Consider the following 25,102-nt stretch of genomic DNA (forward strand, 5'->3'; position numbering starts at 1 on the left):
GTGACAAAATCACGCCCACAAAAAAACCGGCCGAGGCCGGTCATCCTGTGGGCGTGTCTAGCGCTTCGTCGTCAGCCGATCAGGCGCCCGGCAGCTTGACCATGGTGCGGAAGGACAGCGGCGCGACGCCGGCGTCCATGCGCACCTTGAACTTGGCCCCGTCGACGGTGAAGCCGTCCTGCTGCTCCAGGTAGGGCGCGTCGTTGCCGTCCAGGTACGCCACCTCGATGGTGTCGTGCATGTTGGGATCGGCGGCGAGGTAGCTGGTCGTGGTGCTGGCCTCATCGAGACGCGCGTCGGCCACCACCTCGGCCAGCCCGCGCACCGGGTTGGGCACCTTGGCCTCGGCCATCGCCGGGTCGTACTCGGCCGCCAGCAACGCCTTGGCGGTGGACTCGAGGCTGACCGGCACGATGTTGTAGGCCGGGCGAATGTTGAGCGTCGCGTCGCCTTCCTTCTGGCGGCGCATCTTGGTCTTGGCCTCGTCATAGCGCGCCACCGACAGCGCCGCGGCGCTCAGCTGGTTGTTGTGGTCGGCGTGGAACAGCGCCTTGCCGTCGGACATCTTCGGGTTGTTCATCAGCACCGCGTAGACCAGGTCGCCGACGGTGCGGATCGCGGCCCGCCCCATCATCCTCGGGATGCGGTTGAAGGCCGACAGGTCGTCGTTGATGATCGTCTGCCGGGTGATCGCGAACAGCTCGCCGTAGGTCGCGAGCATGATCTGCTCGGCGCGATCGCCGACGCTGGCGTACTTGTACTCGGCGCCCTCGTGCACCTGGCGCAGGCTCGGGAAGGCGGTCAGGTCGACCCGCTTCATCGGCCGGAAGTCCGGCAGGGTGCCCTTGGCCGTCCACTTCTGGAAGGTCTCCTCGGACTCGGTGTGACCCTTGAGCATGGCCTTGCGGGCCACGTCGGCCAGCAGGTTGCCAAAGTCGCTCGAGGAGTGCGTGAAGGCCGCGCCGACGATGGCCATGCGGTCGCCGCTATAGGAGGCGATGCCGACGCCGCGCTCGGACAACGAGGCGCGGGCGCACTCCATCAGCGTCATGCCGGCGTAGGCGTTGTCGCGCTCGACGTTGCCGAGGCCGACGCGGGCCTCGATGCAGTTGCGGATGCCGTCACCGACGATGTTGCCGTTACCGGCGTGGATGCCGGTATCGCGGCGCGGGCCGCCGGTGGGCGTGGTCTCCCCCCCGAGGCCGGCCAGCAGCTTGTCCTTGGCCGCCTCGGCGCTGATGCTCATGTCGTCCAGGCACTCGCGCTCGAGCTCGGCGTGCACCCCGCCGAACGGCTGGAACACCGCCCGGATAGCGTTGCGGCGCTGCTGCTCCTGGGCCTGGAAATCCGCCAGCGAGGCCCCGCCCTGGGGTGTTCCGCCACCCTGGCCGCCGTTGCTGGGTGGGGCCTGATGACCGCCACCCTCGCCGCCCTGGGGCGTGCCGCCTTGGCCGCCACTGTTCGGCGGGGGCGTCTGACCACCGCCTTGGCCGGCACCTTGGGGCGCGCCGCCTCCTTGCCCGCCGTTGTTCGGCGGGGGCGTCTGGCCACCATGGCCGCGGGGATCCATCAGGTTCTTGAGCTTCTGAGGCATGTGCTCGAACTCCTGCATACGTTGAGATTTCAGGGAGGCAGCCACCTGCAGCGGTTCCGCCAGTTGGTCGGCAAAGCCTTGCTCCACGGCTTCGACGCCGGTGAACCAGGTTTCCTGGGCGAGCAACGGCTTGAGCTCGTCCTCGCTCTTGCCGGTCTTCTTTCCATAAGCCGCCAGCAGCGTCCCCTCGACCTTGTCGAGAAGCTCGGCATAGCGACGCATGTCGTCCGCCTCGCCGCCCTGGATACCCCTCGGCCGATGAATCATCATCATGGCGTTCTCGGGCATGATCAGTGGCTGACAGGCCATCGCGATTACCGAGGCCATCGAGGCGGCCACGCCCAGCACCTCGCCCTCCACCCGAGCCGGGTGATTGAGCAGCAGGTTATAGATGGCCATGCCATCGAATACCGAGCCGCCCGGGCTGTGGATATAGAGCCGGATCAGCGAGACGTCGCCATGGCTTTGCAGCTCCTCAGCGAACTGCTGCGCGGAGATCCCGAAGGCGCCGATCTCGTCGAAGATGGCGATCTCGGCAACCCCGCCGCCGCGGGCATTGATGCTGTACCAGCTCTCCGCCGGCACGCTGTCAATCGGTGTCGCCTTCGCCATCGGCGGCATCAGCAGCGGCGCGCCGGTCGCGCCGGCGTTGTCGGTCCTCGGCATTGGCCTGGCCTCCGTAGTGTTCGTGGAATGCGTCGGAGCTGAACACCAGCCCCTTCTCGCGGTTGATGCGCACCTCGTCCTCGCGGGACGCCTTGAGCTCGTCCGGGTTGCGGCCGCGGGCACGCGCCACCTCGGCCTCGTCGGCGAAACCGCTCTCGACCAGTTCGCGCCAGGCCTTGGCCTCCTTGCTGGGATCGATCCAGGGCATGACCGGCGCCAGGTAGAAGGCGTTATAGAGCGTGTCGGGATCGAGGTCGTCGGGCAGCTCGATGCCGCCGGTGGTGATCTCCATCCGCAGCCAGTCGCGATAGACCGGCCGCGACCACCCGTCGATGAAGTCGTTCTGCAGCACCTCGTAGCCCAGCTGGGCCTCGACCAGCTCCTGTCGCTGGGCGCTATAGGTGCCGTTGTAGTCGCGCGCGACGGTGCTGTAGCCCACCCGAGTACCGGCCCCCACGGCGCGCACCATGGCGCCGCGAAATCCCTCGAGCAGGGCGCTGGGCCGGTTCGACTCGATGGTGCCGACGTCCTCGCCGGGCATCAGGCCGTCGAACATCATCCCGGGGCCGACGGGGATGGTGCGCCCGCCGTCCGGCATGCGCTGTCCGGCGCCCGAAGTGCCGCCCGACTCGCCGCCCTCGCCGTACATGTGCGGCTCGCCCTTCTTGATGAACATGGTCATCGAGGCCGCGATCCGCGCCGCCACCCGCTCCGATTCCTCGTACTCCTTGAGGTCGGCCAGCCGCGTCAGCACAGCATGCAGGATCGAGACGCCGCGGCTCTGGCCGATCCGCTTGCGGTGCGCCAGGTGGATCATGTTCTCGGCCGGCACCCGCTTGGTGCTCAACGAGAAGCCGCGCCGGTCGCCCGGGTGCTGCTTGTAGACGTGATACGCCCGCACGCGGCGCCACTCGTTGCGCTCGATGCCCTGATAGATGCCCCGCTCGGGGTGGTCGAAGTCGAACGGCAGGTAATCCGCCTCGAGCAGCTCCAGGGCGAAGGGTGTCTCGGTCAGATAGCGGTAGTTGGGCACCCGGCCGCGGATCTTCTGCGCCAGCATCTCGCCGTCGCGCAGCCAGCTGCGCGCGACCAGCCGCTCCATCTGGGGCCGCGTCAGCTCCCCCGAGGTCTCCGGCGCCAGCGACCAGGCAGCCCAGCGGGCCTTGATCCGGGACGCGAGCGCGCGATGTCGCTTGCCGTTCTTGTCCAGCGGCAGCGGCTCGATGCCGATGCCGTGGGCGCCGATCACCCGCTCGTCGAGGCGATCGAGCAGCCCGGTGACCAGGTCGTGGTTTTCGTCCAGCCAGCGGGCCTGCTCGCGCAGCGGCTTGCCGGCCACCTGGAGCGCCATGTCGGCGCTGCGCGTCTCGCCCTTGGCCTTGTGCAGCCGGCTGGGGTTCGCCGCCTCATAGGCCTGGATCATCATTCGCGCCCCGACACGGCGGGCCACCATGCCCGGGGCGAAGGGCTCCAGGGCCCGGTCGATCCAGTTCCTCATACGAACCTCACGAAGGCGGGCCCGCCGCCGGTTTTCTGCCGCTCGACGCGCCGCTCCCACTCGCGGCGACCCGCGCGAATATCGGGCAGGTCGGCCAGGGTCAGGCTCTTGCCGTTCATCTTGACCTCGCGGCCCGCCAACACCTCCTCCTCGGCCTCGAGGTAGCGATCGAGCATGTCCTGTGGGTTGACCGTCATAGCCAGTTGCCTCCTTCGGTGCGCAGCCAGCCGCCACCGGCCGACGGCGACGCCGGTGGTGCGGGGGCGGGTGTCGTGGGGGTGGATGCCGCCGCCGGCGGCGCCGGCACGACGGGATCGTTGGCGGCCTCGAGATCGAGGCCGAAGCGCTGTTGCGAGATGCGCAGCGCCGCCAGCGCGTAGACGAGACAATCGAGCGCCTCGTTGCGCCGGCCGCCGGCGTCCCAGCGATAGACGCGCCGCCCCTTCTCGATCTTCATGACCTTGACCTCGGCGGTCAGCTGCTTGAGCTCCTCCTCGTCACAGAGCTCGTCGTCCACCGGCAGGTGGACGCAGCCGGGCACCGGGGTCCCGGGTTGGGGCTGGATCTGCAAGCGATTGAAGACCAGCTCCTTGGCGTTGTCGGTGCCGACCTCGGTGACGTAGACGCCCTTCTGGTTGCGCTTCCTGGGGAAGTTCTGGATCGGCTTGCCGTAGATCGGCGCGCCGCGGACAGGCACCACCCAGCGTCGACCGTGCTTCTTCGACTGGCCGTAGACCTCGTCGGTGTAGTGGCCGCCGGAGTCCCAGCACCAGCGCGTGACGCCGAGCTTGGCGCCGTCCTCGCGGGTGTAGGTCCGGTGCAGCCGCTCGCCGACCTTCTTGAGCAGCTCGGCGCCGGCCGGGTCTCCGTAGAGGATCCAACGATCGACCAGCCAGGCCTCCTCGCCGGGGCCCCACGCCCAGACGCGCGCCTCGTAGCGGTCGTCCTGGGTGTCGATGCCGCCCGTCAGCGCGACCGCACGGGCCGGCATCTTGGCGAACACTTCCCGGCGCCCATAGAGCGCCTCCCATTCCAGCTTCTCGCCGAGCTCGTCCTCCCAGGTCTCGCCCAGGGTGGTGTTGACGAACGTCTTGAGCTTGACCGAGTCGTCCTTGGCATCGAGCCAGTCGATGACGATCTGCTCCCAGGTCGTCAGCGGGCTGTAGGCCGTCCAGATATAGAACGTCACCGCCCGCGGCGTCGGGATCGCCCGGCCGTCGGCGTCGAACCACTCCATGCCGTCGCGGGTCCAGATGCCGGTCTCGTCGCAGATGTAGCGGCCCTGGCCGATGTGATGCTCGCGGCTCTCGTCGTGGAGCTCATGCTGGCGGAACGCGCAGCCGGTGTGCTCGCACAGGTAGAACACCGAGGCCGGATCGCCCGGGTCCCACTTGAAGCCGAAGCCGCAGTCGTCGCCGCCCCACTTGAGCACCTGCTCCTCGCCGCAGCTCGGGCACGGCACATGGAAGCGCAGCCGGATCGGCGCCTCGTCGGCCGCCTGCTCCATCTGACACTTGCCGCGCACCTTGGGCGTCGAGCCGCGAATCGACTTCGGATAGGTCGCGCCCTCGAGGCGCTTGTCGCCTAGGCTGGTGGGCGTGCCTTCCTTCTCGATGTCGCGGTCGAAGCCGGCCAGCTCGTCGTAGATGACGAAGTCGGCGGAGATCTCTCGGTAGTTCCGCGCGGCCTTGCCGCCGTGACAGATCAGCTGCTTGCCGTTGGCGAACACCTTGGCCGACATGGTGTTGTCGCGGTGCTTCTTGCCGTACCAGGGCGCCAGGTCGTTCACCACCTCCACGTCGCGGATCATCGTCTCGACGTGAGACTTCATGAAGCGATCGCGGTCGTCGTCGGTCGGCGAGAACGTCAGGCCGTTACGCTTCTGGTGCTCGATCTTGTAGCCGCACAGCGCCAGGAGCATTTTCGTGTAGCCCAGGCGCGCCGACTTCATGACGTTCACCTTGCGGATCTCGTCATTGCCCATCGCGTTGAGGATGGCCACCTGGAACGCCAGGGTCTCCCAGCGCCCCTCGTGATAGCTCGATTCCGACGACAAGTAGAAATTCTCGTCGGCCCACTCCACCGCGGTCATGGGCGGCGGCCGGTACAGGGCCGCCAGGCCGATGCGCACGGCCTTGGCCAGCTCGGTCAGCTGGTCAGCTGTTGGCGTCGATATAGTCATCCAGGAACCCCGGCAGGCGGTCATCCAACCCCGCCGCCTTGTTCCTGGCCTTGGCCAGCTCACGCATCAGCGTATTGATGTGCCGAGTCTCGAGGTCGGGGTGCTTTCGCTGCATGGTCAGCGGCAGGGTGTCCATGATCGTGGCGATCTCGGCAGCGATCTTTGACAGGGCGAAGGTCGCGAAGTCGGCCGGCACCAGCTCCTTGGCCTTGACCTGGTTCTTCTGCTCCTGGCCGATTCGCTGGGCCGCCAGCAGGCCTTTCCGCTCGAGGTCGATCTTGTACTCGATCAGCGGGTCGACCTGCTCGCCGCCGGTTGCTGTCGGTTGGTATTTCTCCTCGAGCTTGGCGATCCGGCTCTCGAGCACCGACGCCGCGTCGAAGTAGACCGAGCGACCGATCCGGGCGACCGGCTCGACGCCCCATTTATCAAAGGCTTGGACGCTGATGCGCAGGCTCGCCGCCATGTCCTTCTTGTTGAGCCAGCCGGGATGGAGCTGCTGCGTGTTATCGCGCTTCGACAAAACAACAACCTCACCCTGGAAAAATCTCGTATGTAGCCGACGATTGGGGTTCGAATTACCCGCAATGGGGCCACCCTACAGGAGGACCCGCTCGACCTGCCTCGAGGTCATCGCGCGGTGGCGATCGCCTCCTCGATGGCCCGGGAGAGCTCGCGGTCATAGTTGGCCCTCGCGATGTTCTCGGCGATCTTGGTCATCGGCAGGCGCGTGCGGTATCCCAGCTCGTCGCGCGTGAACAGGAAGATCGGCTTCACGCCCTCGCCGAAGGCCGAGTTGATGCGCTGCCAGACGCCGCGCTGGTCATCGACCTAGCCGGCGAAGTAGCGCCGCGCGTTACCCTTGCGCCGGCTGCTCCTGCTGCTCGTGGCGTTGGCCTGGTAGCCCTGCTCGCCGAGCGCCCGCAGGCCCGACAGCATCTGGGTGATCTGCCCCTTGGCCACGTTGCCGTACACGTCTCGACGAGCCCCGCCGCCCGGGATCGCCCACTCGTCGGGGCGCATCGCCCCGGCATGGATCAGCGCCTTCTCGAAGCGCTTCTTGTTGCGTTTACCGCTGTGGACCTGGGGCTGCAGGTAGGTGCCGGCCGGCGTGCCCTTGGGCGCGAAGTCGCGGAAGTAGACCGTCGCCCGCGGCGGCCGGTCGCTTTTCTTCGCCCGCTTCACGTACAGGCTGTTCATGGTGAACTTGGTCGGGCGATCGAAGCGGCGCTTCATGACCGCCAGCTCGCCCTCCTTGACGCGCTGAGCGACGCGCGTCAGAGCCAGCGCCGTCGCATACGGGATCTGCTTTTCAAACCCCAGCATCTGGCGGCGCAGCGCCTCGATGCCCTCGATGTCGATACTGGCTCCGAACTGCATATGCCCTCCAGGCTCACCATTCCTGCCGATGTTTCTGCAGGTTTTTCCCATCTGTATGGCGACGGAACTAACTCCGCTTTCAAAAGCGTCTTGTCTTGCCTAGGCACAAAAAAGCGCCCCGCAGGGCGCTTCATCCATTCTGACAGATTTAGAATTCCGTTCGGCAGGGATAACCTTCCGTAAAGGCCTCAGGCAGCGCATCAAATGATCCCTTGCTGGGAAGTTCCACATGCACTCCGTCGGAGGTCAAAGCGACAATGCTCGTTGCACTTCGGAGGTTTTCCCAAGCGTAGAAGAAGTTGTTTGCGCCAACGCGGGAGACGGTATCGTAAGGGGTCTGGACTTCAGTTCCATCAATGATCAGAGAAAAATCACCATCGGCATATCGCCCACCACCATATGTTCTATCTCCTACCGTCAAGGTCATGGAGACAGGCTCATATGGATTACAAGCAATATACAGCTCATCACCGTATTGATTGACAGCCATATACTCGCTGGTCCCTTGCCCCCAGCCACTCGACCACTGTCCCCTTTCACCGAATGCCAGAACACTGGTGGAGAGAAGAGCCGCCGAGCTAAAAACGAGTGCTTTGGTAATTCCTTTCATCGTTCGATCCTTGCTGGCCTAAATGGACTGAACTTTTATCATCGACCAAATACACAGATCCTGAAGGGGCACTCACAACATTTTCAGAGCCCGACCACCAAACCATCGATCAATCACGTTTTTTGGCCTGCACCATGCTCACCAGCCCGCCACCCGTGGCGCCACGGGCGATCTTCTCCCCAGAGCGGCCGGCGATGTAGCCGCCCACACCCAGCGTCATGAGGTCCCAAAGGCGCTCGGGCAATTCAAGCTGTAGGCCAACGCCGAACATCGCCCCGAGGTAGGGAGCGAGCAGGTAGTTGTTGGCGACGATGGCCACGACCACCAGCATCAGCAGTGGGCGCCACGAGCGCTGGATCCAGCTCTCGCCGGTAGCCTCCGCCAGGATGATCTGCATCCGGGCCTTGATGGCCGAGTCTCGGGAGTCGATCAGACGAGACTGGATCTTCTGCTTGAGGCGATTGGCCTCGTCCTTGTCGGTGACCGCCTGGTCGATCACATCGAATAGCGGCTCGACGAGCGCACCCACGGCTTTCTCGATCAATCCATTCATCACTTGCCTCCCCGCACTCGCTCAGCCACGGCCATCAGCAGCACGTCGATGCTGCGCGGCCCCAGCCAGCCACAGACGACGCCGACGGCCGATGACGGCCAGCCGGTCAGGTCGTAATAGACGTTAATGCCGGCGGCGACGGAGACCATGGCCACCAGCGCAGGAATGTCGAGCCACAGGCGGCGCGTGATGAAGCGCCGGCGCTGGCCCGACTGGACTTCATGGGCAATCTTGGCGAGCAAGCCAACCATGACGGCGAACCCCACTGATAGCGCCAGCAACGCGTCTTCCCACCAGAGTGACGCCGCATCGAGCAGCGCCTGCCACCAACTTGCATCCTTCCATGGCATCAGGCACCTCCCAGGTGCTGGAGAATTCTTGTGAATCGGTGATCGCGGTCGACGAGGCCGTGGAGGCCGCCGTTGATCTCTTTCGTGGTTGAGCGGATGTCACCGCCCGGAGTAACGCGGGTGGTCCAGTACCAAACGGCGGACATCGCAGCGTAGCGCGGAATGCTGGCCAGCCGATCAGGGTGGGTGATCAGCGGCAGCCCGGTTCCTTTAGCGCACTCGGCGTAGTTGTAACGGCCGGTGAGCTGGATAGAGCCGCGCCCCCGGAATCGCCAGCCATCGCCCTTCATGGTGTTGCCCAAGCGCCCCCCGTAGGTGTGGTTGGCGAGCGCCTCGGGATTCTCGGCGTAAGGCCGGGCAGCCTCGATACTCGGATACCTGCGAGGCCAGACCTCACAGAGGCGCCCTGCGCTGTACCAGAGCGATTCCTCAAGGCTAGTCAGGTCGCGTGACTCGTGGCCGACGTGGGCCAGGAACAGCGCGACCTCCTGAGGCTTGCGAATTCGCCCCCAGGCCAAAGCGTCGGAGAGCTGATCCGCCCACTCGACGGGCTCGAGGCAATTAGGCATGGCGACGAGAAGCAGCCCGGGCGAAACGGCATCTCGGGCCATCTCGATCTCATCGAGCCAGGACATCGCGACCTCGGAAACGAAAAAAACCCGCACGACGGCGGGCTTATGGAAGACAGGCCCCACAAGATGCTTGCAGGGCCCGAACACTTGCTATAGGCGTGCCTCTTAGTCGCGCCTCTTGCCTACGACCACGGCACCCTGGGTGATGGAGTAGCCCAGTGTGGCTCCCACCTGCTGACCGGATTCAATGGGGACTACGTTCACGACGTCGTAGCCTTCCTTATCGAGCTCATTATATTGGTCCGCAAGCATGTCTGCGTACTCGTCCATATCCACCAAGGAGTTATCGTATGCCTCCCCTCCTGTGACCCTTGCAAGGCCTTTCCGGAGCGGAGCATCAGATTGCTTAAGCGGAGCCAAGAACCAAGAAGTGACGAATCTGTCGGCCATTGTGCATTTCCCTTGCTTTTTGCCTCATCGAAGTGGAGATAATACTCGCCGGCTCCATGCGAGCAATCAAGCGCCAATGGCCTAGGGCCTAGGGCCTAGGAACGAAGAAGCCCCGCTTGATGGCGGGGCTATAAGCATCTATCAGCTGCCATAGGGCGAAGCATGTCGCAGCTTAGCAATGAAGCTACCAGCAAACCTTCAATTAGGCAAGCCATGCAAAGTCATGGTAGAAAAACAGATCCATGGATCAACTAGATCAAGGACTGACATGTACTGCCGGAAGCCTGAACGAAGAGTGGAGCTCGTCGAAAAGTACGTCATCACGCCCGTCTTCTACAGCAGCATCATCCCAGGGCAAGAGAAACGGAGCTGTACTGGGGATCCTCTGACAGACGAGTACTTCCTATTCTCATACAAGGAAAGAGACGGCGACCTGAGCGACACATTCTACTGTGGAAAGGTTGCAGCAGAGCACTTCCTAGAGCTAACCAACTCCACGCGCCCTCCGCACTTCAATCCGCTCAAGAGCATCCGCTCTCCAGGAGCTCAGAGCAGCAGTTCAGGCGGATCTCCTAGCAGCACAAAAAAACAGCTTCACCCTGCATCGCAGCAGCTACTGAATGCGATTAACCTTGTGATCGTGTGCTGGGATTCTCCGCCAGGGGTCCCTCTCACTGCCATCAAAGGGAAAGTCGAAAAGTATGGGCATAATGCGCCTTACCCAAGCGAGGTCAAAGGAGTGAACTCCATCATCAAGAAAGGGGGGCGCCCCCTTCCCGCGATGATTAGGCAATTGCGGGATAAGGGGCACGCCATACGAGACTTCAGGTTCGAAGTGATCAACACGATCCTCAAGGACAAATATCCGGATGAGCCATCTTTCTTGGAATGACCACTGATCATCAGGCCGTAAGCCTCAACGGAGCAAGAGCCTCGTCCCGCATCGCCCGATTCGCATGGCGACTGGCCTCGATCACCGGCTCCATGGCCTCGTGCTCCAAGGCAGCCACCACCCACCCAAGCCGACCCCAGGTCTCCTCCCAGCCGTCGCGCTGCCAGTTGTAGCTGACGATCTTCACTCCCTGGTATTCCATCACAAACTCGCAGACCTCCAGCGGCCGCCACGGGCGGCGGCTGCCGTCCATGTCGAGCCGGTCCATCATCACGCGAGCGTAGACCAGCGCCTTGATGCGCTCGCGGCGCGCCTTGCGGTAGCTGGCCCACTCCGGTGTCGCCGCAATGAAGCGGGTCAGCACCGTGTCGGCGACGTCATCCAGATAGTCGTTCGCCTCGCCCGTATCGACTAGGCACAGCCAGTGGCCGACTGCGGCGATCACCGGCTGATCGCGTTCGAGGCGCCGTACCGCCGAGTAGACCGGCAGATAGTGGTCGTTGTAGCACCCGCCGGACTTGGCACCGCTCGTCTGAACCTTGCACCCTGCCTCCTCGAGGTCGGCACAGGCCTGGGTACGCATACCGGAGTCGAAGGCCTGGGCCCATGCGATGCGCGGATTGTGTTCGATGTAACTCATGCCTGCTCCTCGTTGATCCGCCCTGTCTTCTGCTTCCCAATATCCGCTGCAGAGAGATAAACCGCCGTCTAGCCTCTTGAGCGGATAAAGCGCTGCACTCATGTCGTCATCTTGAGCTTCAGCTCCTGGCCGTTGCGCGCCCCGGTGGACCACCAGGCCGAGGGCCTTCTCCTGGCCGATCACGTCGGCAATCTGCTGAACGCTCTTGGGCAGCCGCATCACTTCCTCCAGTCGGTACCCGCCTCGATCCGTTGCACCGCTCCAGCCACCTGCGTCGGCGGAAGCGCCATGTACTCCCGCAGCACCTGCCGGGCCTCCTCAAGCCCCTGCGCCAGCACGGCGCCATATCCTCGCTCGTCCGCCAGCGCCAGCCAGTCGCGCTGGGAAGGCGCCAGCGACGCATTTCGCGGTGGCGTCGCCTTGAGTTCGAGGTAGAGCCCATGCAGACCACCGCGCGCCTCCATCACCACCAGGTCCGAGACGCCCGCTTTCACGCCCTGGGCCTTCAGCTCTCCCGCGGTGCGCTTGTGGCGAGCGCCACCATTAGGCACATGAAAGGTCACCGGGTAGGCCTGGCCCACCTCGGAGCCGCGATGCCACTCGCCATGCAGCCAGCTGATCAGCGCCTTCTGCTCGCTGCCCTCGTGGTCGACGCGAGACGCGGCAGGCTTGCCTGCCCCGTTGGCGCCCAGCGCTTTCCCCGTCAGCGACCGTTCCCGCCAGGTACGCTTGCGGCGTACCGGACGCGCCTTGCTGCCAGTGGTCATAGGTACCGCTCCTGCTGTTGTGGCTGTGACGGGGCTTTATCCCCCATGGGGGATATTTCGCGGTTATCCCCTGTAGGGGATACGGCACGGAGCTGCTGTCGCTCCCAGCGCTGGTAGTCGGCGACGATCCGGTCGAGCATCGCCCGCGCCTCGTCGCTGTGGTCGATCTCCGCCCGGCTGCCGACGCCACAGGCCCGCCGGATGGCATCGGCGGCGTCCTGCTCAGCGTGGGTACCGTCCGGCAGATCGGAGAGGCTCAGCCGGTTCCGGCGGCGCTGCGTCTGGTCGAGGTAGAGGCGGAAACGCGCGTTCTGGCACAGCATCGCGGCGCGCCGGGCCTGCTGGCCGCCCTTGTAGCTGGTCACGCCGCCGCCTCCCGCAGGGCATCGCCCACGCTCTTCGGCCACTTGAGCTGCTGCACCGGCGTGCCATCGCCATGGCGCTTACCGGTATCCAGCATCCGCCCACCCGCGCGGCGCCCGGCCTCGGTCATCACCCAATGTTTCTTGCCGCGGCCGTCCGCCTCCTGGGTCTGGAAGCCGAGGTCGCGCAGCGCCCGGTTCACCGCGATGGCGCTCATGTCCAGCGGCAGGCCCAGCTCGGTCGGCGTAAGGTAGCGCTCGTTCATCGGGCTCAGCAGGTGAGTCGCGCCCAGCTCCTCGAGCAGGTTGACCCCTGTGCGCTTCTGCACCGCCTGGTTGACCGAGAGCATCCGCATGCTGTCGTCGAAGCCGAAGGCCCGGGCGGCACCGTCCAGGGCGCCAGCAATGGCCGAGGCGCGAGCGATGGCCGTGGTGTCCTCGGCCGGGGCAGGCTGGGCTACCTGATAGCCACCGGTCTGGCGGATCGCGGGCAGCACCTCCTCGAACACCCAGGCCTCGAAGCGCTCGGCGCTGGGCAGCTTGCTCTTCACGATCAGGCGATAGACGTCGGGCTCACGGATGACCGTCATATCCTGCTGACCGCCATCGGTAAGGGCGCCCCGTTTCAGGGCCCCCTTGCAGTGACGGGCCACGGCATTGCGCGGCTTGGCATACCCCAAGGCACGTGCGACGTCATGGGCCAGAAAGAGCGTGTCGCCGTCGTCATCCTGGACGACACGCACCTGCTGCTGATCGAACTCGAAGGGGATCACGTTGCTCATGGGTCAGGCTCCTTTCAGTGCGGCCCGCAGGGACCGGAGCCCCTGGTCGGCGTTCATGCTGTGCGGCAGGCCGGCATCGGCCACGCGCTGCTGTGCTGCCTCGCGCCCGGTGCGCTCGGCCAACTCGGCGCGGCTGCGCTGGCCGTCGTGCCCCAGAGCCGCCCGGGGGCGCAGGCTCTCGCCGCGGGCCACCCGCTCGACCACGCAATCGCGGTTGCTGCTGGCGTAGTAGTGGGCGAACTGCCGGCGGTGCTCGGCCAGCTGGTGATAGCTCGCGCTGCGCAGGTTGTGCAGATCCACGTGCTCGGCGGCAGCGGCCACGGCGTCGTGGAGGTACGGCTGGCCGGCGAATGCGTGCTCCTGCACATTGCGCCAGGCCTCCTCGAGGCTCGGCAGACCCAGCGGCTCCGGGCGCAGGCGGCAACTCTTGGCGAAGAGCATCGCGCTGTCCGGGGGCCAGGCGGTGCGCCCCTCGGCCACGGCGGTGGCGGCGGCCTCGTTCAGCGCGGCCAGCCCGCAGGTCACGTGGGGCTCGCTCAGGTGTTGCAGGGCCTGGAACCACTCGCCGGTGGCGTCGAGGCAGATCCACTGGCCCTCGATCTCCTCGCCCCAGCCCGCATCGGCACAGCGGCGGCGCCAGTGCACGCCGTAGAGCTGGCCCAGGGCATCGAACAGCCAGTCGATGGTTTGCTCAGTGACCGGCGCCAGCGTCCCCGTCGTAGATCTCGCCCCCTGGCGCTCCCGCCGCTTGCTCTCGGCGGCGCTGCTCAACGAGGCGACGACCTTCTGCGGCGCTGAGGTTGGCGAAGCGCTGACGCTGGCCAGCATGTCCTGTGCGGTTTCCATGAGGCTGTCCTCCCGTGGTGGCGCTCGCCGCGGCCTGAGCGCGGCGGTCATCGTTGCGGATCCAGTCGACGAACTTGGCGAGCCAGGCGGCCTGGCCGTGGCGGCGGCCCGGGGCATCGGCGTGGTGGGCGGTGAACTTGGCCAGTTGGGCCGGGGTGTACTCGGTGTCAGCAGCCAGCCCAGCGCGCTGGCAGGCCATGGCGAACGCTTCGGGCTCGGGCTGCCAGCCGAGGGTCATAGCGACGCGGTGAACCCCCGCCGGGGGTTGGCCGTCGTCATCGCGTCCGGCGGCCTGGCCGAACATCGGATGCTCGTCGCCCGCGCCGGAGAGAGAGTTGGGGTTGGTTCCGGACGGTTCGGGTGCAGCTCCTGCACCCCGTGGCGTCGTCATTTGCACCCCGTTGGCAGAATCCTGCACCCCGTTCCCTTCACGGGGTGCAGCCTGTGCATCCCGTGAGCCATTCCCACGGGGTGCAGCATTTGCACCCGGCTCGGTCGGCATGTCCGGCTCTTGCTCGTCGCCGATCGGCTCGACGCTTTCCAGCCCCATGCCCAGGGCGAGGTCATACACCGTAGGGCGACGGTCGGCGCGGTCGATGATCGCCGCGGCGACCCGCTGGTTACCCTTGCGGATCAGCCCCGCCTGCTGGAGCAGCTTGAGCTTGGCGATCACCGTGCGACGGCCCAGGCCGGTGTAGCGGCGCAGCAGGTCGACACTCGGGAAGGCGTGGCGGCCTTCGTGGTTGGCATGGTTGGCCAGGCCGAAAAGCACCGACCTCGCACCGGGATCGGTGACGGCCTGCTGCTGGAGCGCCCAGGACGTGGCTTCAACGGACATCGCCACCTCCATTACCCGAATAGAGGGTCACAGTGCTCTCCGGTAAATTAGGAGTTTCCACACACCGCAACGCACCTGATGGAGCAACACTGTGACCGAAACAGAGGAAAAGAGACTTCCATATCGTCGGACGTGGCAGGAACTGCGCGATCAAGCGATTGAGCGCAACGACGCCGATCCAGATGGCGCCCTGAACGCGCCGGAACTGATAGGCGCCTTCAAGGAGGCTTTCCGGGACTTCCTGCTCACCTGTTTCTCGGAGAGCATTCGTCTCGAGATAGGCACTGCATGGGCCCCCCTGGAAGGACTGGATGGCGCCCGCCTGATAGCGCGAGAGAAGCTGCGGCTGCTCCCCAGCGACACTGATCAGATGGACGCTCCTGCGTTGGCTCGGATACTGCATCGAGAGCTGCATAGCTTCACACTTCCTCAGAAGGCGTTTGAGGCTTGTCATGGCGATCTTTGCGATATGGCCCTTTACCCGATGCTGAAACCCCATGACCCGACCGCCGCGAAGACAAGCTGGAGCGACGCTCTATAGGCGTATCCTCAAGACCCAACTGCTGGCGGTGCTCACGGATCGCCGCCAGCAGCCTTGCCTCCTCCTCGCGTCGTTCAGCTGCCTGGCGTTCCAGGTCCCCTACCTCACACTGGGCACGCATGAGCTGCCGATGCAGATCGCCTAACGCCTGCTCAATCTCCCACTGATCTAGCTGAGCAATATCCAGTCCCATCATTCGTCTCCCTCGATCTGCGCCAGATCGGCCTGATAGGCCTCGACCAGCTGCGCGTGGTGGCTCCAGTGTTCGACGACCCGCTCCCGGGCCTCGTCGTCTTCCTGTTCGGCTTCCACCAGCGCCAGCAGCGTGGCCATGGCATGATGGAACTGTGCCCGGGCCCGAGCTTCACCGGCCGGCCCCAAATCATGCAGTGCGCCCTCGACGGCAAGCCCAAGGCTGGCCACCTCGAGGATCAGGTCGGTGCGTGAGCTATTCCCGTAGCTCGGCAGCGTCAATGCGGCGGTCATCTCGTCCCCTTGTCCTTTACCTGTATGGATATCCACCCCGGTCAGGCGGTCGTCGGCGTATCCCGGCCGGGGGTAGGCTTTGGGGTGTGGGAAGTGATCAGCTCCGGCCACAGCACATGCCAATCATTCGGCCGGAGTGACTTGCGAGTTGCCGCGCCGTCAGAAGCCACTTCGACACGCACAGCGATCTCCGGGGATGCCGGCTTATGGCCATAGGCGATCTGCTTGAGGTAGGCGCGCGTGGTACCAGTGGTGGAAACCTGCTTATCGCTGGCGCTTCTGATCCAGCGAAGCAGGCCTTCATGGCGGATTTTCATGGGCAGCTCCTGTGATTGCTGCCCAAAGAATTACCCATGGGTAATCTTTTAGTCAATACCCGCGGGTAATTTACCTGTGAGTAACAGTGCCCGAATATACCCACATGAATATCGCCGACCGTCGCCGTGACAATCTGAAGGCCCTCCTCAATGACCGGTTTGAGGGGAAGAGAGCCGCTCTGGCTCACGCCATCGAGCGAGAGCCGAGCTATATCTCACGCTGTTTAAGCGACAAGGCTCACCGGAAGAAGATCGGCGAGGACTTCGCGCGACATATCGAGAAGGCGCTGGGATTGGCGCAGGGCTGGCTGGATAGGGAGCCCGAAACGGCAACAGCCTCCAATGTCCAAGAAGCACCGCAGCCGATTCGCTACCACCGCTACCCGGTCATCAGCCGCGTGCAGGCCGGTGCCTGGACGGAGTGTGTCACGCCCTATGAGCCCGGCGCCGAGCCCCACGAGGAGTCCACCGACTACCGTGCACAGGGCCGCGCATTCTGGCTCGAGGTGCAGGGCGACTCGATGACCGCTCCTGCAGGCAGCCGCCCCAGCGTTCCTGAGGGGACACTGGTGCTGTTCGATACCGGCATCGAAGCCGTGCCGGGCAAGCTGGTGGCCGCCCTGCTCGCCGACAGCAACGAGGCAACGTTCAAGCAGCTGATCGAGGACAGCGGGCAGCGCTACCTGAAGGCCCTGAACCCGGCTTACCCGCTGATCCCCATCAACGGCAACTGCCGGATCCTCGGCGTGGCCGTGGAGGCAAAGACCCGACTGTGAGCTGGGAGGCAACGACTCAGGGATGATGATCCAACGCAAGCTGGTGGCCGAAGAGATTCTCAGGCCCGCCGAGCAAGGCCGTTCCTGCCCTTTCCTAGTGAGGGACACGGAAGGCGACGTCTATGTCGTAAAGGGGATTGATGGCGCCGGCCGCTCAGCACTCGTCTCGGAGCTGCTCTGCGCCGAGCTCGGTGACCGCTGTGGGCTTCCTATCCCGGATCACGGCATCATGGAGATCTCACCAACGCTGCTGGCGCATTGCGGGGTGGAGAAAGCTCACGAACTCGGCGGCGGGCCAGCCTTCGCCTCGCTACTGCTCGATCAGGCAGCAGAAATGCGATTCTCTCAAGTAGCCAGCATCGGCGAAGATCTACAACAGCGTGTGCTACTGTTCGACATATGGGTCAACAACGGTGACCGGCAGTTGACCGCTCTTGGCGGTAACGTCAATCTCCTGATGACGCCTGAAAACCAGCTGGCCGTCATTGATCACAACGTCGCCCTGCTGGACCTTGAACCGCCGGACTGGACGAATCTACACGTATTCAGCGGCCAAACGACGACCCTGGACGACCTGGTGGTACGAGAAGCGCATATCGAGGTGCTTGACAGAGCCTTGGCCGACTGGGATACGATCGTCGACCTTTTACCTGACGAATGGGTCTACAGAGATCCAGACGACGATACGACGCCATCCCAGCCGACGCTTGAAGCGCGCCACCAGTGGCTGAAGCGGCTAAACGAGGATGACATCTGGAGGAACCTATGAGCACCATCTGCAATTATGCGGTGCTGCGCTTCCAGCCCTACCCCGAGACAGGTGAGTTCGCGAACCTGGGGGTCGTCATGCTCTGTAGCGATGGCACGTTCCTATATCGTCTTGAGACGCGTCACTACAAGCGCATCACGCAATTCTTCTCCAAACTGGATAAGAAGGTGCTGCTGAACGCCCGCCGCGGCATTGCCGACGAGCTGGCACGAATCAGCGATGTGATGAAGAGCCATGCTCACGATAGCGAACTACAGCTCTCTGTGTTCAAGCACCTAACTAGCCCGACCGAGACGATTTTGCGCTTCAGCCGCCCCGGCGTCATCGCCGCGGCCAAGCCTGAAGACGCCCTGGAGAAGCTGTTCCTCAACTACGTCCACCATGAGTTCGACAACAAGCCGGACGCCGAGCAGCAGCTGACCCAGCGGGTCAACCGTCTCCTGAAGAATCTGCCGAATCGCCACTATGACAGGGGCACGCTGACCGCGGGCTACTACAAGGTGACCTTCCCATTTCTTTGGAAGGACAACAGCACTACCCGACAGGCGATCAAACCAATCTCCTTCGATCTCGAAGATCCCAGCAGCATCATCGAGAAGGGAGACAAGTGGATCTCCAAGATGGAACGCCTGATAGCGGCAGGCGCCGCCCCATCGGATGCCGTCTTCATCAGCCGTCAGCCTGAGGCAAATGGCCCCCGCCTGAAAGCCTACAGAGAGGTTGTTCGGGAGCTGGAGAGCAAGCCCCACATACGCCTACTGCCCGACAATATGGGCCAGCAGGCCATACAGAAGGCGATTGCAGAGACTCCAGCCGCGATGCACTGATCACCACTTTGCCCCCATCGAACCCGCCCTCGAGGCGGGTTTTTTTATGCCCGCTCGCCCAAAAATTACCCGCAGGTATTGACTAAATGTTTACCCATGGGTAATAGTTACCCATCAGGTAAAGATATGGATGGGGAGGCCTCTCATGGAACACACACCGCAACCGCAGACCATCGAGTTCGCCGGCTTCCGCTGCCGCGTCGGCGGCCGCGGGTCGAGCTGGCCCACCGCCAAGCAGGCGATGGTGCTGGCCGGCCTGGCCAACGGCATGACCCAGAAGGAGATCGCCCGAGAGCGCGGCATCAGCCCGGCCACCGTGAAGAGCACCGCGGAGGCGATCTACTACCGGCTGAACGCCGTCCGCGCCGCTGACGCCATCGTGAAGGGCATGCGCCGCGGCTGGATCGCCCCGCTCGCCATCCTGCTGATGGTCGCCGACCTCCACGGCCAGAGCCTACGTGCCCGCACTCCGGTTCGCACGCGCCAGCAGACCACCGTCAGCGCCCGCGCCAGCTCCGGCGGCCGTGGCCTCGACCTGGGAGAGCTGATCGCATGAGCACTCTCGCCCTGGGCGCCCAGAACATCGCCCGCGTCTTCCAGCGTCACGGCATCCACATCGGCATCACCGCACCGGTGGCGCAGATCCACGAGATCGCCATGGCCATCAACCTCGCCGGCGGCCACGACGTTGTCGTCAGCTACGAACGAAGCATCGCCGCCCCGGGCCGCCACGCCCTGGTGATCGGCACCAAGGCCGAAGCCGCCGACTGGACCGACGGCACGGGCCTGCGTGACTTGGTCTACCTGCCTGATCGCAATGCCGACGACATCGAACGTCACGCCTGCATCCAGCAGCTCGGCCAGGTCGCCGAGGCGCTGCACCAGCTGCTCGAGGAGGCCACCCCATGCGCATGACACCCAACGACCGCCGCGCTCTCGGGTGCGTCGTCATCTTCATCGGCCTGGTGGTGGGCGCCGCCCTGCTGCTCGCCATCGCCGCCATCACCCGGATGGACACCCAAGTCGCCAGCGCCGCGCACCGGCAGTACTGCGAGGACGTCGCCCTGTGGCGCGCCGAGGTCGAGCGCGGCGTGCCGCTGAACCGCCGCGCCGGCCAGCCCGACTGGCAAGGCATCGCCGAAGAGCAGTGCCCTGCCCGCCTGCAACCCATGGATAACGCCCAGCGCCAGCTGGTGCAGTTCTGAGGAGTTAGAGATGGCAGCTGCAGTCGCGTCAGGGAGAAGTGCCATGCCCCTGTTTCGAAGTAGCAGCAGGCTCACAGGGATGACCACCTATCAGTGGTGCCAACAAACGAGCAGAAAAGGTCAGAGCCTTCATGTGCTCAGGCTGGCCGCGCATCAAGCAAGCTTTATTGAATGCAATCAGCTCAACTGCAGAGAGAGAGCGACTGTCTTGTTCGTGGACGCGCTCTATTTGTTCGATCAACGACTCGTCAGGCATATCGCCCATTCGCCCAAGAAGGGCTGCATAACGCTGTTTCTGAGCCTTGGCTCCGCCAGCTGCTTCACCGAAGCGACACACAAACTGGATGGCAGCGATAGAGGCAACGGCGAACCCCAAAAGGAAGGTATTAGCAAGATCGCCGAAAACAGCCGACCCCAACAGGATCAGCAGGAAGGTACAAAGGCGATCAGCCCGGGCGTTCAGGGTCTCGGTCAGCTTTTCCACATTGAAAGAGTTATAGACGGTGAACTCTTTCGTGTTCCGCTCCGGGCTCATGTACTTCTCCTTGAGGCTATCAAGACTTGCGATCTGGTGGCGGAGGTGGCGGCGCCCGATGAATGGGAACGTGATCCCGATACTCCCTCGACGGGGGTGGCGAAGAGGGGCGCGGAGCTCTGCCTCCTGACTTGTCTTTACTCATTTAGTCATTCCTGTGCTGTTGTGGTGTACCTCCACGCTAGCACAGCGTACTTAGGCTTTCCTGCTGTTGTGGTGATAGCAGGGCGCGTCACCTGCGAAGTGGTGAGTCCGCCGGGGCTGTCCGGCACCAATTTGAATCAGCGCGGGACCATCAGCCGTCAAGAGAAGAGAAAGAGCCATGACCCAGCCCACCCACACCCACAAGACCCAAGGCGGACGCTTCGCCTTGGTCGCTCTGCACCATGGCGCTGGAGCGCTCGATGGCAAGCGTCTGGCGCTCTATCGGGACCTGGACCGCGACGTCGAGAGCGTTGCCCTCGAGGGGGAATGGCACCAGCACTGGCGGGAGATCGAGAAAGACGACTGCACGCTGTGCATGGGCAGCGGTACCGACCAGATCAAGGGCAACCAGCGGCAGCCGTGCGGCGGCTGCTATGGCCTCGGCAAGGTGCGCCGCGACGGCGAGGCGCCGGCCGACATGTGGCAGCTGGCCGAGATCGCCAGCCGCCTGCTCCAGCGCCAGCAGACAGCCCTGCAGCGGCTGCACACCCTCGAGGCCATGCCTGAGGTGCAGGAGCTGGTGCAGCAGCGTCAGGACGCGGCTGTGGGCCAGCAGGAACAACAGTGGCGAGGAAGCCGCGGGCACGGCCCGGGCGGGCAACGGAGAACGGGAGACTAAGATGATGGGAAAGCTGATGGATCTCGATCAGTGGCGGCAGGCTCGCTTCGCCGGCAATCCGCCATCCATGACCACCGTACGCCGCTGGTGTCGCGAGGGACACGTGCCCGCCAAAAAGATGGGCGGCACCTGGTTCATCGACCTAGATGCAGAGCGGCGCCAGACCGGCAATTCGCTGGCGGATAGCGTGCTGGAGGCTTGAGATGGCGCCACGGCCAAGGAAACGCAGATATAAGGGGCTGGAGCCCAACCTGTACGAGGAGAACGGCTACTACATCTACCGCCGCCCGGATACTGGCACGCGACACGGTATGGGCCGGGATCGCGCCAAGGCTCAAGATGCCGCCCGGATCCTGAACGCTCGTCTGATGAAGGGAGTCGACTATGCCGCACGAGTGCTGGGAGAGGAAGGCGACACCCTGGCCACCGCGGTGAAGGCTTGGCTTGCCGAATGGGTCGAGCCCGACAAGAAGCTCTCGAAGTGGACCAAGCGAGCCAAGCGTGGCCGCGGCAATCGGCTGATCGAGGACGCCGGCGACATGCCGCTCGCCACCCTCGACACGCGCTGGTGTGCCCAGTACCTCGACGAGAATCACCAGGGCAGCGCCTATGTGCAGTATCGCGCCGTGCTCAAGCAGGTATGCCAATTCGCGCAGACGAAGGGCTGGCTGCAGACGAACCCTGTGGAGCCCACCCGCTCGAGCAACCAGTACGAGAAGGTCCGGCGGCGCCTGACGGTCGAGCAGTTTCAGGCCATCTACGCTCACGCTCCCGACTGGATGCAGATCGCGATGGAGCTCGGCCTCTTGTGTCTGTTCGGGCGCGCCGAGGCCGTCAACGCACGCTTCGATGATGTCCGCGGGAACCGCCTGCACTACGTCCGCCAGAAGACCAAAGAACGCAGCAAGACCGCATACGTGGCGATCGAGGTCACCCCACCCGTTGATGACCTCATCAAGCGCGCTCGGGCCCTGCCGCCGATGTCGCCCTACCTCGTGCACCGCCACCCGGAACGGATGCGCAAGAGCGCCAGCAAGGATCACTGGACACAGCTCAGCGGCGACCAGGTCAGCAAGGAGTTCGCCCGGCTGCGGCTGAAGGTGCCGAGCATCAAGCGGCTGCCGGAGAATGCCCGGCCGACGTTCCACGAGATACGGGCCCTGGGCTCACGTCTTCAGGAGCTCGCCGGTACCGAGGTCGCTGACATCCAGGTGCTGATGGGACACGCCGACCCAGACATGACGCAGGTCTACCTGGACGGCCACGACATCCGCTGGCAGCAGGCCAAGGGCACGGCCCTGAGCATGGCCGAGCTGCTTGGAAAACAAGGCTCGTAACCTGTTGATTCGTATTGGCTGCGATGGCCATTTTGGCCGCCCCTTAAATAGCCCTTTTTTTTCCAGCAATACCAAGAACTTAAAGGATACTTGACGCAAAAATGGGGTTGCAAAGGTCGCTGGTTCGAATCCAGTCGCTCCGACCATCAAACATCAAGAAAAACGGCCACTTAGCTCATCAGAGCGGTGGCCGTTTTTCTTTGTCTGGACATTTTTCGGAAAACTTGCTCCCCTGCCACCGAGCAAATGCACGTCCAGCGAATCCTCAAGCATGGTGGTGAACAAGCGATGAGAGCTCTCGTCACAGGTGCCGCCGGTGCCGGCACATCGACACTGGGGAGCGTTCTGGCAACATATCTCGGGGCAGCCTTTCAAGAAGCCGACGACATCTACTGGATGCCGACCACTCCCCCGTTTCAGGAAAAGCGCAAGGCAGAGGAACGCCTCCATCTCATGCGCTCCGTGATCAACCACAATTCGCGACTCGTGGTATCAGGATCCGTGATGTCCTGGGGCGAAGAGGTAGAGGACGGATTCGATGCGATCATTTTCTTGACCGCTCCCACTCAGACCAGGCTCGAACGCATCACACAACGAGACCTGCAGCGATACGGCTCGGTCGATCCTGGGTTTCTCGAATGGGCAGCCCAATACGACGCTGGCGTCATGACAGGACGGAGTCTGGGAAGGCATGAAAAATGGCTTGCTGAGCGACCATGCCTGACTCTGCGAATGGAATCGACAGAGGATCCTGATTCCCTAGCTCACCGGGCCTGCGCCCTGTTGGGAATAGCTCAATGGTAGAGCCACACCTAAGCCGGTCCCCCTTTCCATATCAGGGCTCTGCCCTACCCTCTGTCTCACTTTTCCGCATCTGTCTCACCGATTCGACGCTATACCACCACTTCTCTCGCTCACCAGCCCTCCTTCCGGTGCTGTTCATACGCACAGTGATCGAGAAGCGCAATCATGGCCAAACGCTCTCTCTGCGCCGACTGGCCCAGCATATGAAAATCGCCATCCGGCGGTAGAGAAGCAGGATGCTCGCACGCGTCTCACAAGGTGGCTCACTGCAACAGCTTTGGTCGGCTGTGACAGGACTTGATCTCACCCACTGTCGCATCCATCACTATCGGACAGGCTATATATCCTAGGAGCGCACGCCATGAAGAAAGCCATTGGTGCCGCGATTGCGAACTGGTTCCGCAAGCCCGAGAACCGTGAGAAGGCCAAGCGGGCGGCGAAGCAGGCCTACAGCCAGTACCAGCAGCGCAAGAATTCCGGCAAGTAGCCGAATATGCAAAAGGCCCGCCATTGGCGGGCCTTTCACTGCCATGTGCGGCTGCCACTCAGCAGTCGGGCAGCCGATGAAGATCGTTGTCGCAGGTGGCATCCGGATCGGTACGCAGATACTTCTCACCGCCGAACCCGGCCACGTGAAGATCGGCACGGCGCCCCTGATCATCCTCGACGTAATAGCAGTGCTGGTTGCTCTCGATCTCGTTGATCGCGTCGGCCTGCGACGTGGGCGACCAGGCCGCACCGCTCTGACACAGCTGGACGATATCCCCGTCGATCCCTTTCCCCGATGCCGTCACTTTACGATCCGCCATGAACTGACTCCTTGTCATCAATGAACTGCTGCGCTGCACCGACGCACGACCATCGTAGCCATGCTGTCGGCGATACGTCATGGCAGATGTCGGAACCGGGATTTACCGAGACGCACAAGAGAATGGCGCAGTCGCTCATCAGACTTAGCCTCGAACGCCAGGTGTCGTCAGCCCTCGCTGTAGAGGCAAATCACGCCATCGCGATACGCTCACCAGGCATGCCCCGTATAGACGGCTCGCCGGCACCATCAAGCCCCCTCGCATCAACGCCGAAAAGCGTTTCGCTTACCTACCCGCATCGAAAAGAGACTCGATATGACCCAAGGCAGCAGCAGCGAAGACCCGACGTACGAGGAACTGCTCGCGCAAAACGCCCGGCTGATCAGGGAACTAGAACAGGTACGGTCCTCGTCTGAGCCTAGAACTGGCACCCTCGAATCGATGCCCGGCGCTCAGGACCGCACAGCTCACGCCAGCGCATCGTTTCAGGAGCGGGTGACGCCCTGGCTACTGGCATGTTTCGGCAGCCAGATTGCCGGAGACACCTCCGAACGCAATCATCGCTTCCTGGAAGAAGCGCTGGAGCTGGTCCAGGCCTGCGGCTGTACCCAGGAAGAAGCCCGCCAGCTCGTCGAATACGTCTTCGGCCGGAAGGCCGGCGATCCGGTTCAGGAAGTGGGCGGCGTGCAGGTTACACTCGCCGCGCTCTGCCGCGCGCATGGCATCGACATGGAAAAGGCCGGCGAGGATGAGCTCGCCAGCATATGGACCAAGGTGGAAAAGATTCGCGACAAGCAGGCATCGAAACCAAGCTTCTCGCCGGCGTCTTGAAGCCACTTCCTGAAGCGCCACTGCGGCGGACTCAGCTATCTTAGCGGCGGCCGAGCGCCA

Annotated in this window: 37 protein-coding genes; 14 read left to right on the forward strand and 23 right to left on the reverse strand. The window is 63.9% G+C overall.

The features are described from left to right. Window positions 1-79 precede the first annotated feature (79 nt). The 12 genes from CVH10_RS01595 to CVH10_RS01640 all read right to left on the reverse strand — a co-directional run bounded on the left by CVH10_RS01595 (window position 80) and on the right by CVH10_RS01640 (window position 9,855). Window positions 80-2,260 (reverse strand): ClpP-like prohead protease/major capsid protein fusion protein, encoded by a 2,181-nt coding sequence (locus CVH10_RS01595; protein ID WP_219924666.1) that lies wholly within the window; start codon window positions 2,258-2,260, stop codon window positions 80-82. Further along, window positions 2,184-3,758, reverse strand: coding sequence for a phage portal protein (locus CVH10_RS01600; protein WP_106487631.1), 1,575 nt, complete (start codon window positions 3,756-3,758; stop codon window positions 2,184-2,186). The genes CVH10_RS01595 and CVH10_RS01600 overlap by 77 nt, the downstream gene beginning before the upstream one ends. Next, window positions 3,755-3,955: a primosomal replication protein PriB/PriC domain protein gene (locus CVH10_RS01605; protein ID WP_106487632.1), complete on the reverse strand. Its 201-nt coding sequence runs from the start codon at window positions 3,953-3,955 to the stop codon at window positions 3,755-3,757. The genes CVH10_RS01600 and CVH10_RS01605 overlap by 4 nt, the downstream gene beginning before the upstream one ends. Beyond that, a complete protein-coding gene (locus tag CVH10_RS01610; RefSeq protein WP_106487764.1) occupies window positions 3,952-5,940 on the reverse strand; it encodes a phage terminase large subunit family protein in 1,989 nt (662 codons plus the stop codon). The genes CVH10_RS01605 and CVH10_RS01610 overlap by 4 nt, the downstream gene beginning before the upstream one ends. Then, a complete protein-coding gene (locus CVH10_RS01615) occupies window positions 5,915-6,463 on the reverse strand; it encodes a terminase small subunit (RefSeq protein ID WP_219924667.1) in 549 nt (182 codons plus the stop codon). Before CVH10_RS01615 ends, CVH10_RS01610 begins: the two co-directional genes overlap by 26 nt. A 107-nt stretch (window positions 6,464-6,570) precedes the next feature. Beyond that, window positions 6,571-6,717: a hypothetical protein gene (locus CVH10_RS26510; protein WP_219924668.1), complete on the reverse strand. Its 147-nt coding sequence runs from the start codon at window positions 6,715-6,717 to the stop codon at window positions 6,571-6,573. A gap of 54 nt (window positions 6,718-6,771) precedes the next feature. Beyond that, window positions 6,772-7,320: a hypothetical protein gene (locus CVH10_RS01620; RefSeq protein WP_219924669.1), complete on the reverse strand. Its 549-nt coding sequence runs from the start codon at window positions 7,318-7,320 to the stop codon at window positions 6,772-6,774. A gap of 148 nt (window positions 7,321-7,468) precedes the next feature. After that, window positions 7,469-7,930: a hypothetical protein gene (locus CVH10_RS25225; protein WP_146142897.1), complete on the reverse strand. Its 462-nt coding sequence runs from the start codon at window positions 7,928-7,930 to the stop codon at window positions 7,469-7,471. A 109-nt stretch (window positions 7,931-8,039) separates the two neighbouring features. After that, window positions 8,040-8,483 carry a 3TM-type holin gene (locus CVH10_RS01625; protein ID WP_106487633.1) on the reverse strand — a complete coding sequence of 148 codons (444 nt, stop codon included), beginning with the start codon at window positions 8,481-8,483 and terminating at the stop codon, window positions 8,040-8,042. Further along, a complete protein-coding gene (locus CVH10_RS01630; RefSeq protein ID WP_106487634.1) occupies window positions 8,483-8,833 on the reverse strand; it encodes a hypothetical protein in 351 nt (116 codons plus the stop codon). Before CVH10_RS01630 ends, CVH10_RS01625 begins: the two co-directional genes overlap by 1 nt. Further along, a complete protein-coding gene (locus tag CVH10_RS01635) occupies window positions 8,833-9,468 on the reverse strand; it encodes a glycoside hydrolase family 19 protein (protein WP_181244332.1) in 636 nt (211 codons plus the stop codon). Before CVH10_RS01635 ends, CVH10_RS01630 begins: the two co-directional genes overlap by 1 nt. 102 nt (window positions 9,469-9,570) lie before the next feature. Beyond that, window positions 9,571-9,855 (reverse strand): hypothetical protein, encoded by a 285-nt coding sequence (locus CVH10_RS01640; protein WP_106487635.1) that lies wholly within the window; start codon window positions 9,853-9,855, stop codon window positions 9,571-9,573. Between the two features lie 268 nt (window positions 9,856-10,123). On the opposite strand from CVH10_RS01640, the gene CVH10_RS25230 reads away from it, so the two are divergent. Further along, window positions 10,124-10,747: a hypothetical protein gene (locus CVH10_RS25230; protein ID WP_181244333.1), complete on the forward strand. Its 624-nt coding sequence runs from the start codon at window positions 10,124-10,126 to the stop codon at window positions 10,745-10,747. A gap of 10 nt (window positions 10,748-10,757) precedes the next feature. Here CVH10_RS25230 and CVH10_RS01645 read toward each other — a convergent pair whose 3' ends face one another. From CVH10_RS01645 to CVH10_RS01670, 6 genes are read right to left on the reverse strand one after another with little or no spacing between them, the layout of a single operon-like run. Next, window positions 10,758-11,606: a hypothetical protein gene (locus CVH10_RS01645; protein WP_146142899.1), complete on the reverse strand. Its 849-nt coding sequence runs from the start codon at window positions 11,604-11,606 to the stop codon at window positions 10,758-10,760. Next, window positions 11,606-12,154: a VRR-NUC domain-containing protein gene (locus CVH10_RS01650; protein WP_106487637.1), complete on the reverse strand. Its 549-nt coding sequence runs from the start codon at window positions 12,152-12,154 to the stop codon at window positions 11,606-11,608. The genes CVH10_RS01645 and CVH10_RS01650 overlap by 1 nt, the downstream gene beginning before the upstream one ends. Beyond that, complete coding sequence (locus tag CVH10_RS01655) at window positions 12,151-12,519, reverse strand: hypothetical protein (protein ID WP_369335699.1); 369 nt, start codon at window positions 12,517-12,519, stop codon at window positions 12,151-12,153. The genes CVH10_RS01650 and CVH10_RS01655 overlap by 4 nt, the downstream gene beginning before the upstream one ends. Beyond that, a complete protein-coding gene (locus CVH10_RS01660; RefSeq protein WP_106487638.1) occupies window positions 12,516-13,298 on the reverse strand; it encodes a BRO family protein in 783 nt (260 codons plus the stop codon). The genes CVH10_RS01655 and CVH10_RS01660 overlap by 4 nt, the downstream gene beginning before the upstream one ends. Before the next feature lie 3 nt (window positions 13,299-13,301). Then, complete coding sequence (locus tag CVH10_RS01665; RefSeq protein WP_369335700.1) at window positions 13,302-14,069, reverse strand: hypothetical protein; 768 nt, start codon at window positions 14,067-14,069, stop codon at window positions 13,302-13,304. After that, window positions 13,990-14,982 (reverse strand): DnaT-like ssDNA-binding domain-containing protein, encoded by a 993-nt coding sequence (locus CVH10_RS01670; protein ID WP_181244334.1) that lies wholly within the window; start codon window positions 14,980-14,982, stop codon window positions 13,990-13,992. The genes CVH10_RS01665 and CVH10_RS01670 overlap by 80 nt, the downstream gene beginning before the upstream one ends. A gap of 91 nt (window positions 14,983-15,073) precedes the next feature. On the opposite strand from CVH10_RS01670, the gene CVH10_RS01675 reads away from it, so the two are divergent. Further along, window positions 15,074-15,523 carry a hypothetical protein gene (locus CVH10_RS01675; RefSeq protein WP_106487640.1) on the forward strand — a complete coding sequence of 150 codons (450 nt, stop codon included), beginning with the start codon at window positions 15,074-15,076 and terminating at the stop codon, window positions 15,521-15,523. Window positions 15,524-15,715: 192 nt separating this feature from the next. Here the strand turns inward: CVH10_RS01675 and CVH10_RS01680 are convergent, their stop codons facing one another. Together CVH10_RS01680 and CVH10_RS01685 are read right to left on the reverse strand one after the other, a co-directional pair. Next, the gene (locus CVH10_RS01680) at window positions 15,716-16,009 is read right to left on the reverse strand and encodes a hypothetical protein (RefSeq protein WP_106487641.1); all 294 of its coding nucleotides are present in this window, start codon (window positions 16,007-16,009) and stop codon (window positions 15,716-15,718) included. Between the two features lie 41 nt (window positions 16,010-16,050). Next, window positions 16,051-16,326, reverse strand: coding sequence for a hypothetical protein (locus CVH10_RS01685; RefSeq protein WP_106487642.1), 276 nt, complete (start codon window positions 16,324-16,326; stop codon window positions 16,051-16,053). Window positions 16,327-16,430: 104 nt separating this feature from the next. Between CVH10_RS01685 and CVH10_RS01690 the strand changes: the two genes are divergently transcribed. From CVH10_RS01690 to CVH10_RS01715, 6 genes are all read left to right on the forward strand, one after another. Further along, window positions 16,431-17,102 carry a LexA family transcriptional regulator gene (locus tag CVH10_RS01690; protein WP_106487643.1) on the forward strand — a complete coding sequence of 224 codons (672 nt, stop codon included), beginning with the start codon at window positions 16,431-16,433 and terminating at the stop codon, window positions 17,100-17,102. Window positions 17,103-17,124: 22 nt separating this feature from the next. After that, complete coding sequence (locus CVH10_RS01695; RefSeq protein ID WP_106487644.1) at window positions 17,125-17,871, forward strand: HipA family kinase; 747 nt, start codon at window positions 17,125-17,127, stop codon at window positions 17,869-17,871. Further along, complete coding sequence (locus CVH10_RS01700) at window positions 17,868-18,698, forward strand: DUF3037 domain-containing protein (RefSeq protein WP_106487645.1); 831 nt, start codon at window positions 17,868-17,870, stop codon at window positions 18,696-18,698. Before CVH10_RS01695 ends, CVH10_RS01700 begins: the two co-directional genes overlap by 4 nt. 145 nt (window positions 18,699-18,843) lie before the next feature. After that, complete coding sequence (locus CVH10_RS01705; protein WP_181244335.1) at window positions 18,844-19,254, forward strand: LuxR C-terminal-related transcriptional regulator; 411 nt, start codon at window positions 18,844-18,846, stop codon at window positions 19,252-19,254. Next, complete coding sequence (locus tag CVH10_RS01710) at window positions 19,251-19,613, forward strand: hypothetical protein (protein ID WP_106487647.1); 363 nt, start codon at window positions 19,251-19,253, stop codon at window positions 19,611-19,613. Before CVH10_RS01705 ends, CVH10_RS01710 begins: the two co-directional genes overlap by 4 nt. Continuing rightward, a complete protein-coding gene (locus CVH10_RS01715; RefSeq protein ID WP_106487648.1) occupies window positions 19,604-19,903 on the forward strand; it encodes a hypothetical protein in 300 nt (99 codons plus the stop codon). The genes CVH10_RS01710 and CVH10_RS01715 overlap by 10 nt, the downstream gene beginning before the upstream one ends. A gap of 28 nt (window positions 19,904-19,931) precedes the next feature. Here CVH10_RS01715 and CVH10_RS01720 read toward each other — a convergent pair whose 3' ends face one another. Further along, window positions 19,932-20,438, reverse strand: a complete 507-nt coding sequence (locus CVH10_RS01720) for a hypothetical protein (RefSeq protein ID WP_106487649.1) — start codon at window positions 20,436-20,438, stop codon at window positions 19,932-19,934. Window positions 20,439-20,760: 322 nt separating this feature from the next. Between CVH10_RS01720 and CVH10_RS01725 the strand changes: the two genes are divergently transcribed. Genes CVH10_RS01725 through CVH10_RS01735 form a run of 3 tightly spaced genes read left to right on the forward strand, consistent with a single transcriptional unit; the run spans window position 20,761 to window position 22,598 of the window. Then, entirely contained in the window at window positions 20,761-21,261 is a 501-nt protein-coding gene (locus tag CVH10_RS01725; protein WP_106487650.1) for a hypothetical protein, read from the forward strand. A gap of 1 nt (window position 21,262) precedes the next feature. Then, window positions 21,263-21,463 (forward strand): excisionase, encoded by a 201-nt coding sequence (locus tag CVH10_RS01730; RefSeq protein WP_106487651.1) that lies wholly within the window; start codon window positions 21,263-21,265, stop codon window positions 21,461-21,463. A 1-nt stretch (window position 21,464) separates the two neighbouring features. Beyond that, window positions 21,465-22,598, forward strand: a complete 1,134-nt coding sequence (locus tag CVH10_RS01735) for a phage integrase Arm DNA-binding domain-containing protein (protein WP_106487652.1) — start codon at window positions 21,465-21,467, stop codon at window positions 22,596-22,598. Between the two features lie 153 nt (window positions 22,599-22,751). On the opposite strand, the gene CVH10_RS27200 is transcribed toward CVH10_RS01735, so the two are convergent. Beyond that, on the reverse strand, window positions 22,752-22,883 hold the full coding sequence (locus tag CVH10_RS27200; protein ID WP_369335715.1) for a hypothetical protein: 132 nt from the start codon (window positions 22,881-22,883) through the stop codon (window positions 22,752-22,754). Between the two features lie 3 nt (window positions 22,884-22,886). On the opposite strand from CVH10_RS27200, the gene CVH10_RS01740 reads away from it, so the two are divergent. Then, on the forward strand, window positions 22,887-23,402 hold the full coding sequence (locus CVH10_RS01740; RefSeq protein ID WP_106487769.1) for an AAA family ATPase: 516 nt from the start codon (window positions 22,887-22,889) through the stop codon (window positions 23,400-23,402). Window positions 23,403-23,763: 361 nt separating this feature from the next. After that, window positions 23,764-23,889, forward strand: coding sequence for a hypothetical protein (locus CVH10_RS27205; protein ID WP_369335701.1), 126 nt, complete (start codon window positions 23,764-23,766; stop codon window positions 23,887-23,889). 58 nt (window positions 23,890-23,947) lie between these two features. Here CVH10_RS27205 and CVH10_RS01745 read toward each other — a convergent pair whose 3' ends face one another. Next, window positions 23,948-24,292 carry a DUF3892 domain-containing protein gene (locus CVH10_RS01745; protein ID WP_369335702.1) on the reverse strand — a complete coding sequence of 115 codons (345 nt, stop codon included), beginning with the start codon at window positions 24,290-24,292 and terminating at the stop codon, window positions 23,948-23,950. A 234-nt stretch (window positions 24,293-24,526) separates the two neighbouring features. On the opposite strand from CVH10_RS01745, the gene CVH10_RS01750 reads away from it, so the two are divergent. Then, complete coding sequence (locus tag CVH10_RS01750) at window positions 24,527-25,042, forward strand: hypothetical protein (protein ID WP_219924670.1); 516 nt, start codon at window positions 24,527-24,529, stop codon at window positions 25,040-25,042. Window positions 25,043-25,102 lie beyond the last annotated feature (60 nt).

The sequence above is a fragment of the Halomonas sp. ND22Bw genome, assembly GCF_003011945.1.
Lineage (GTDB): Bacteria > Pseudomonadota > Gammaproteobacteria > Pseudomonadales > Halomonadaceae > Halomonas > Halomonas halophila.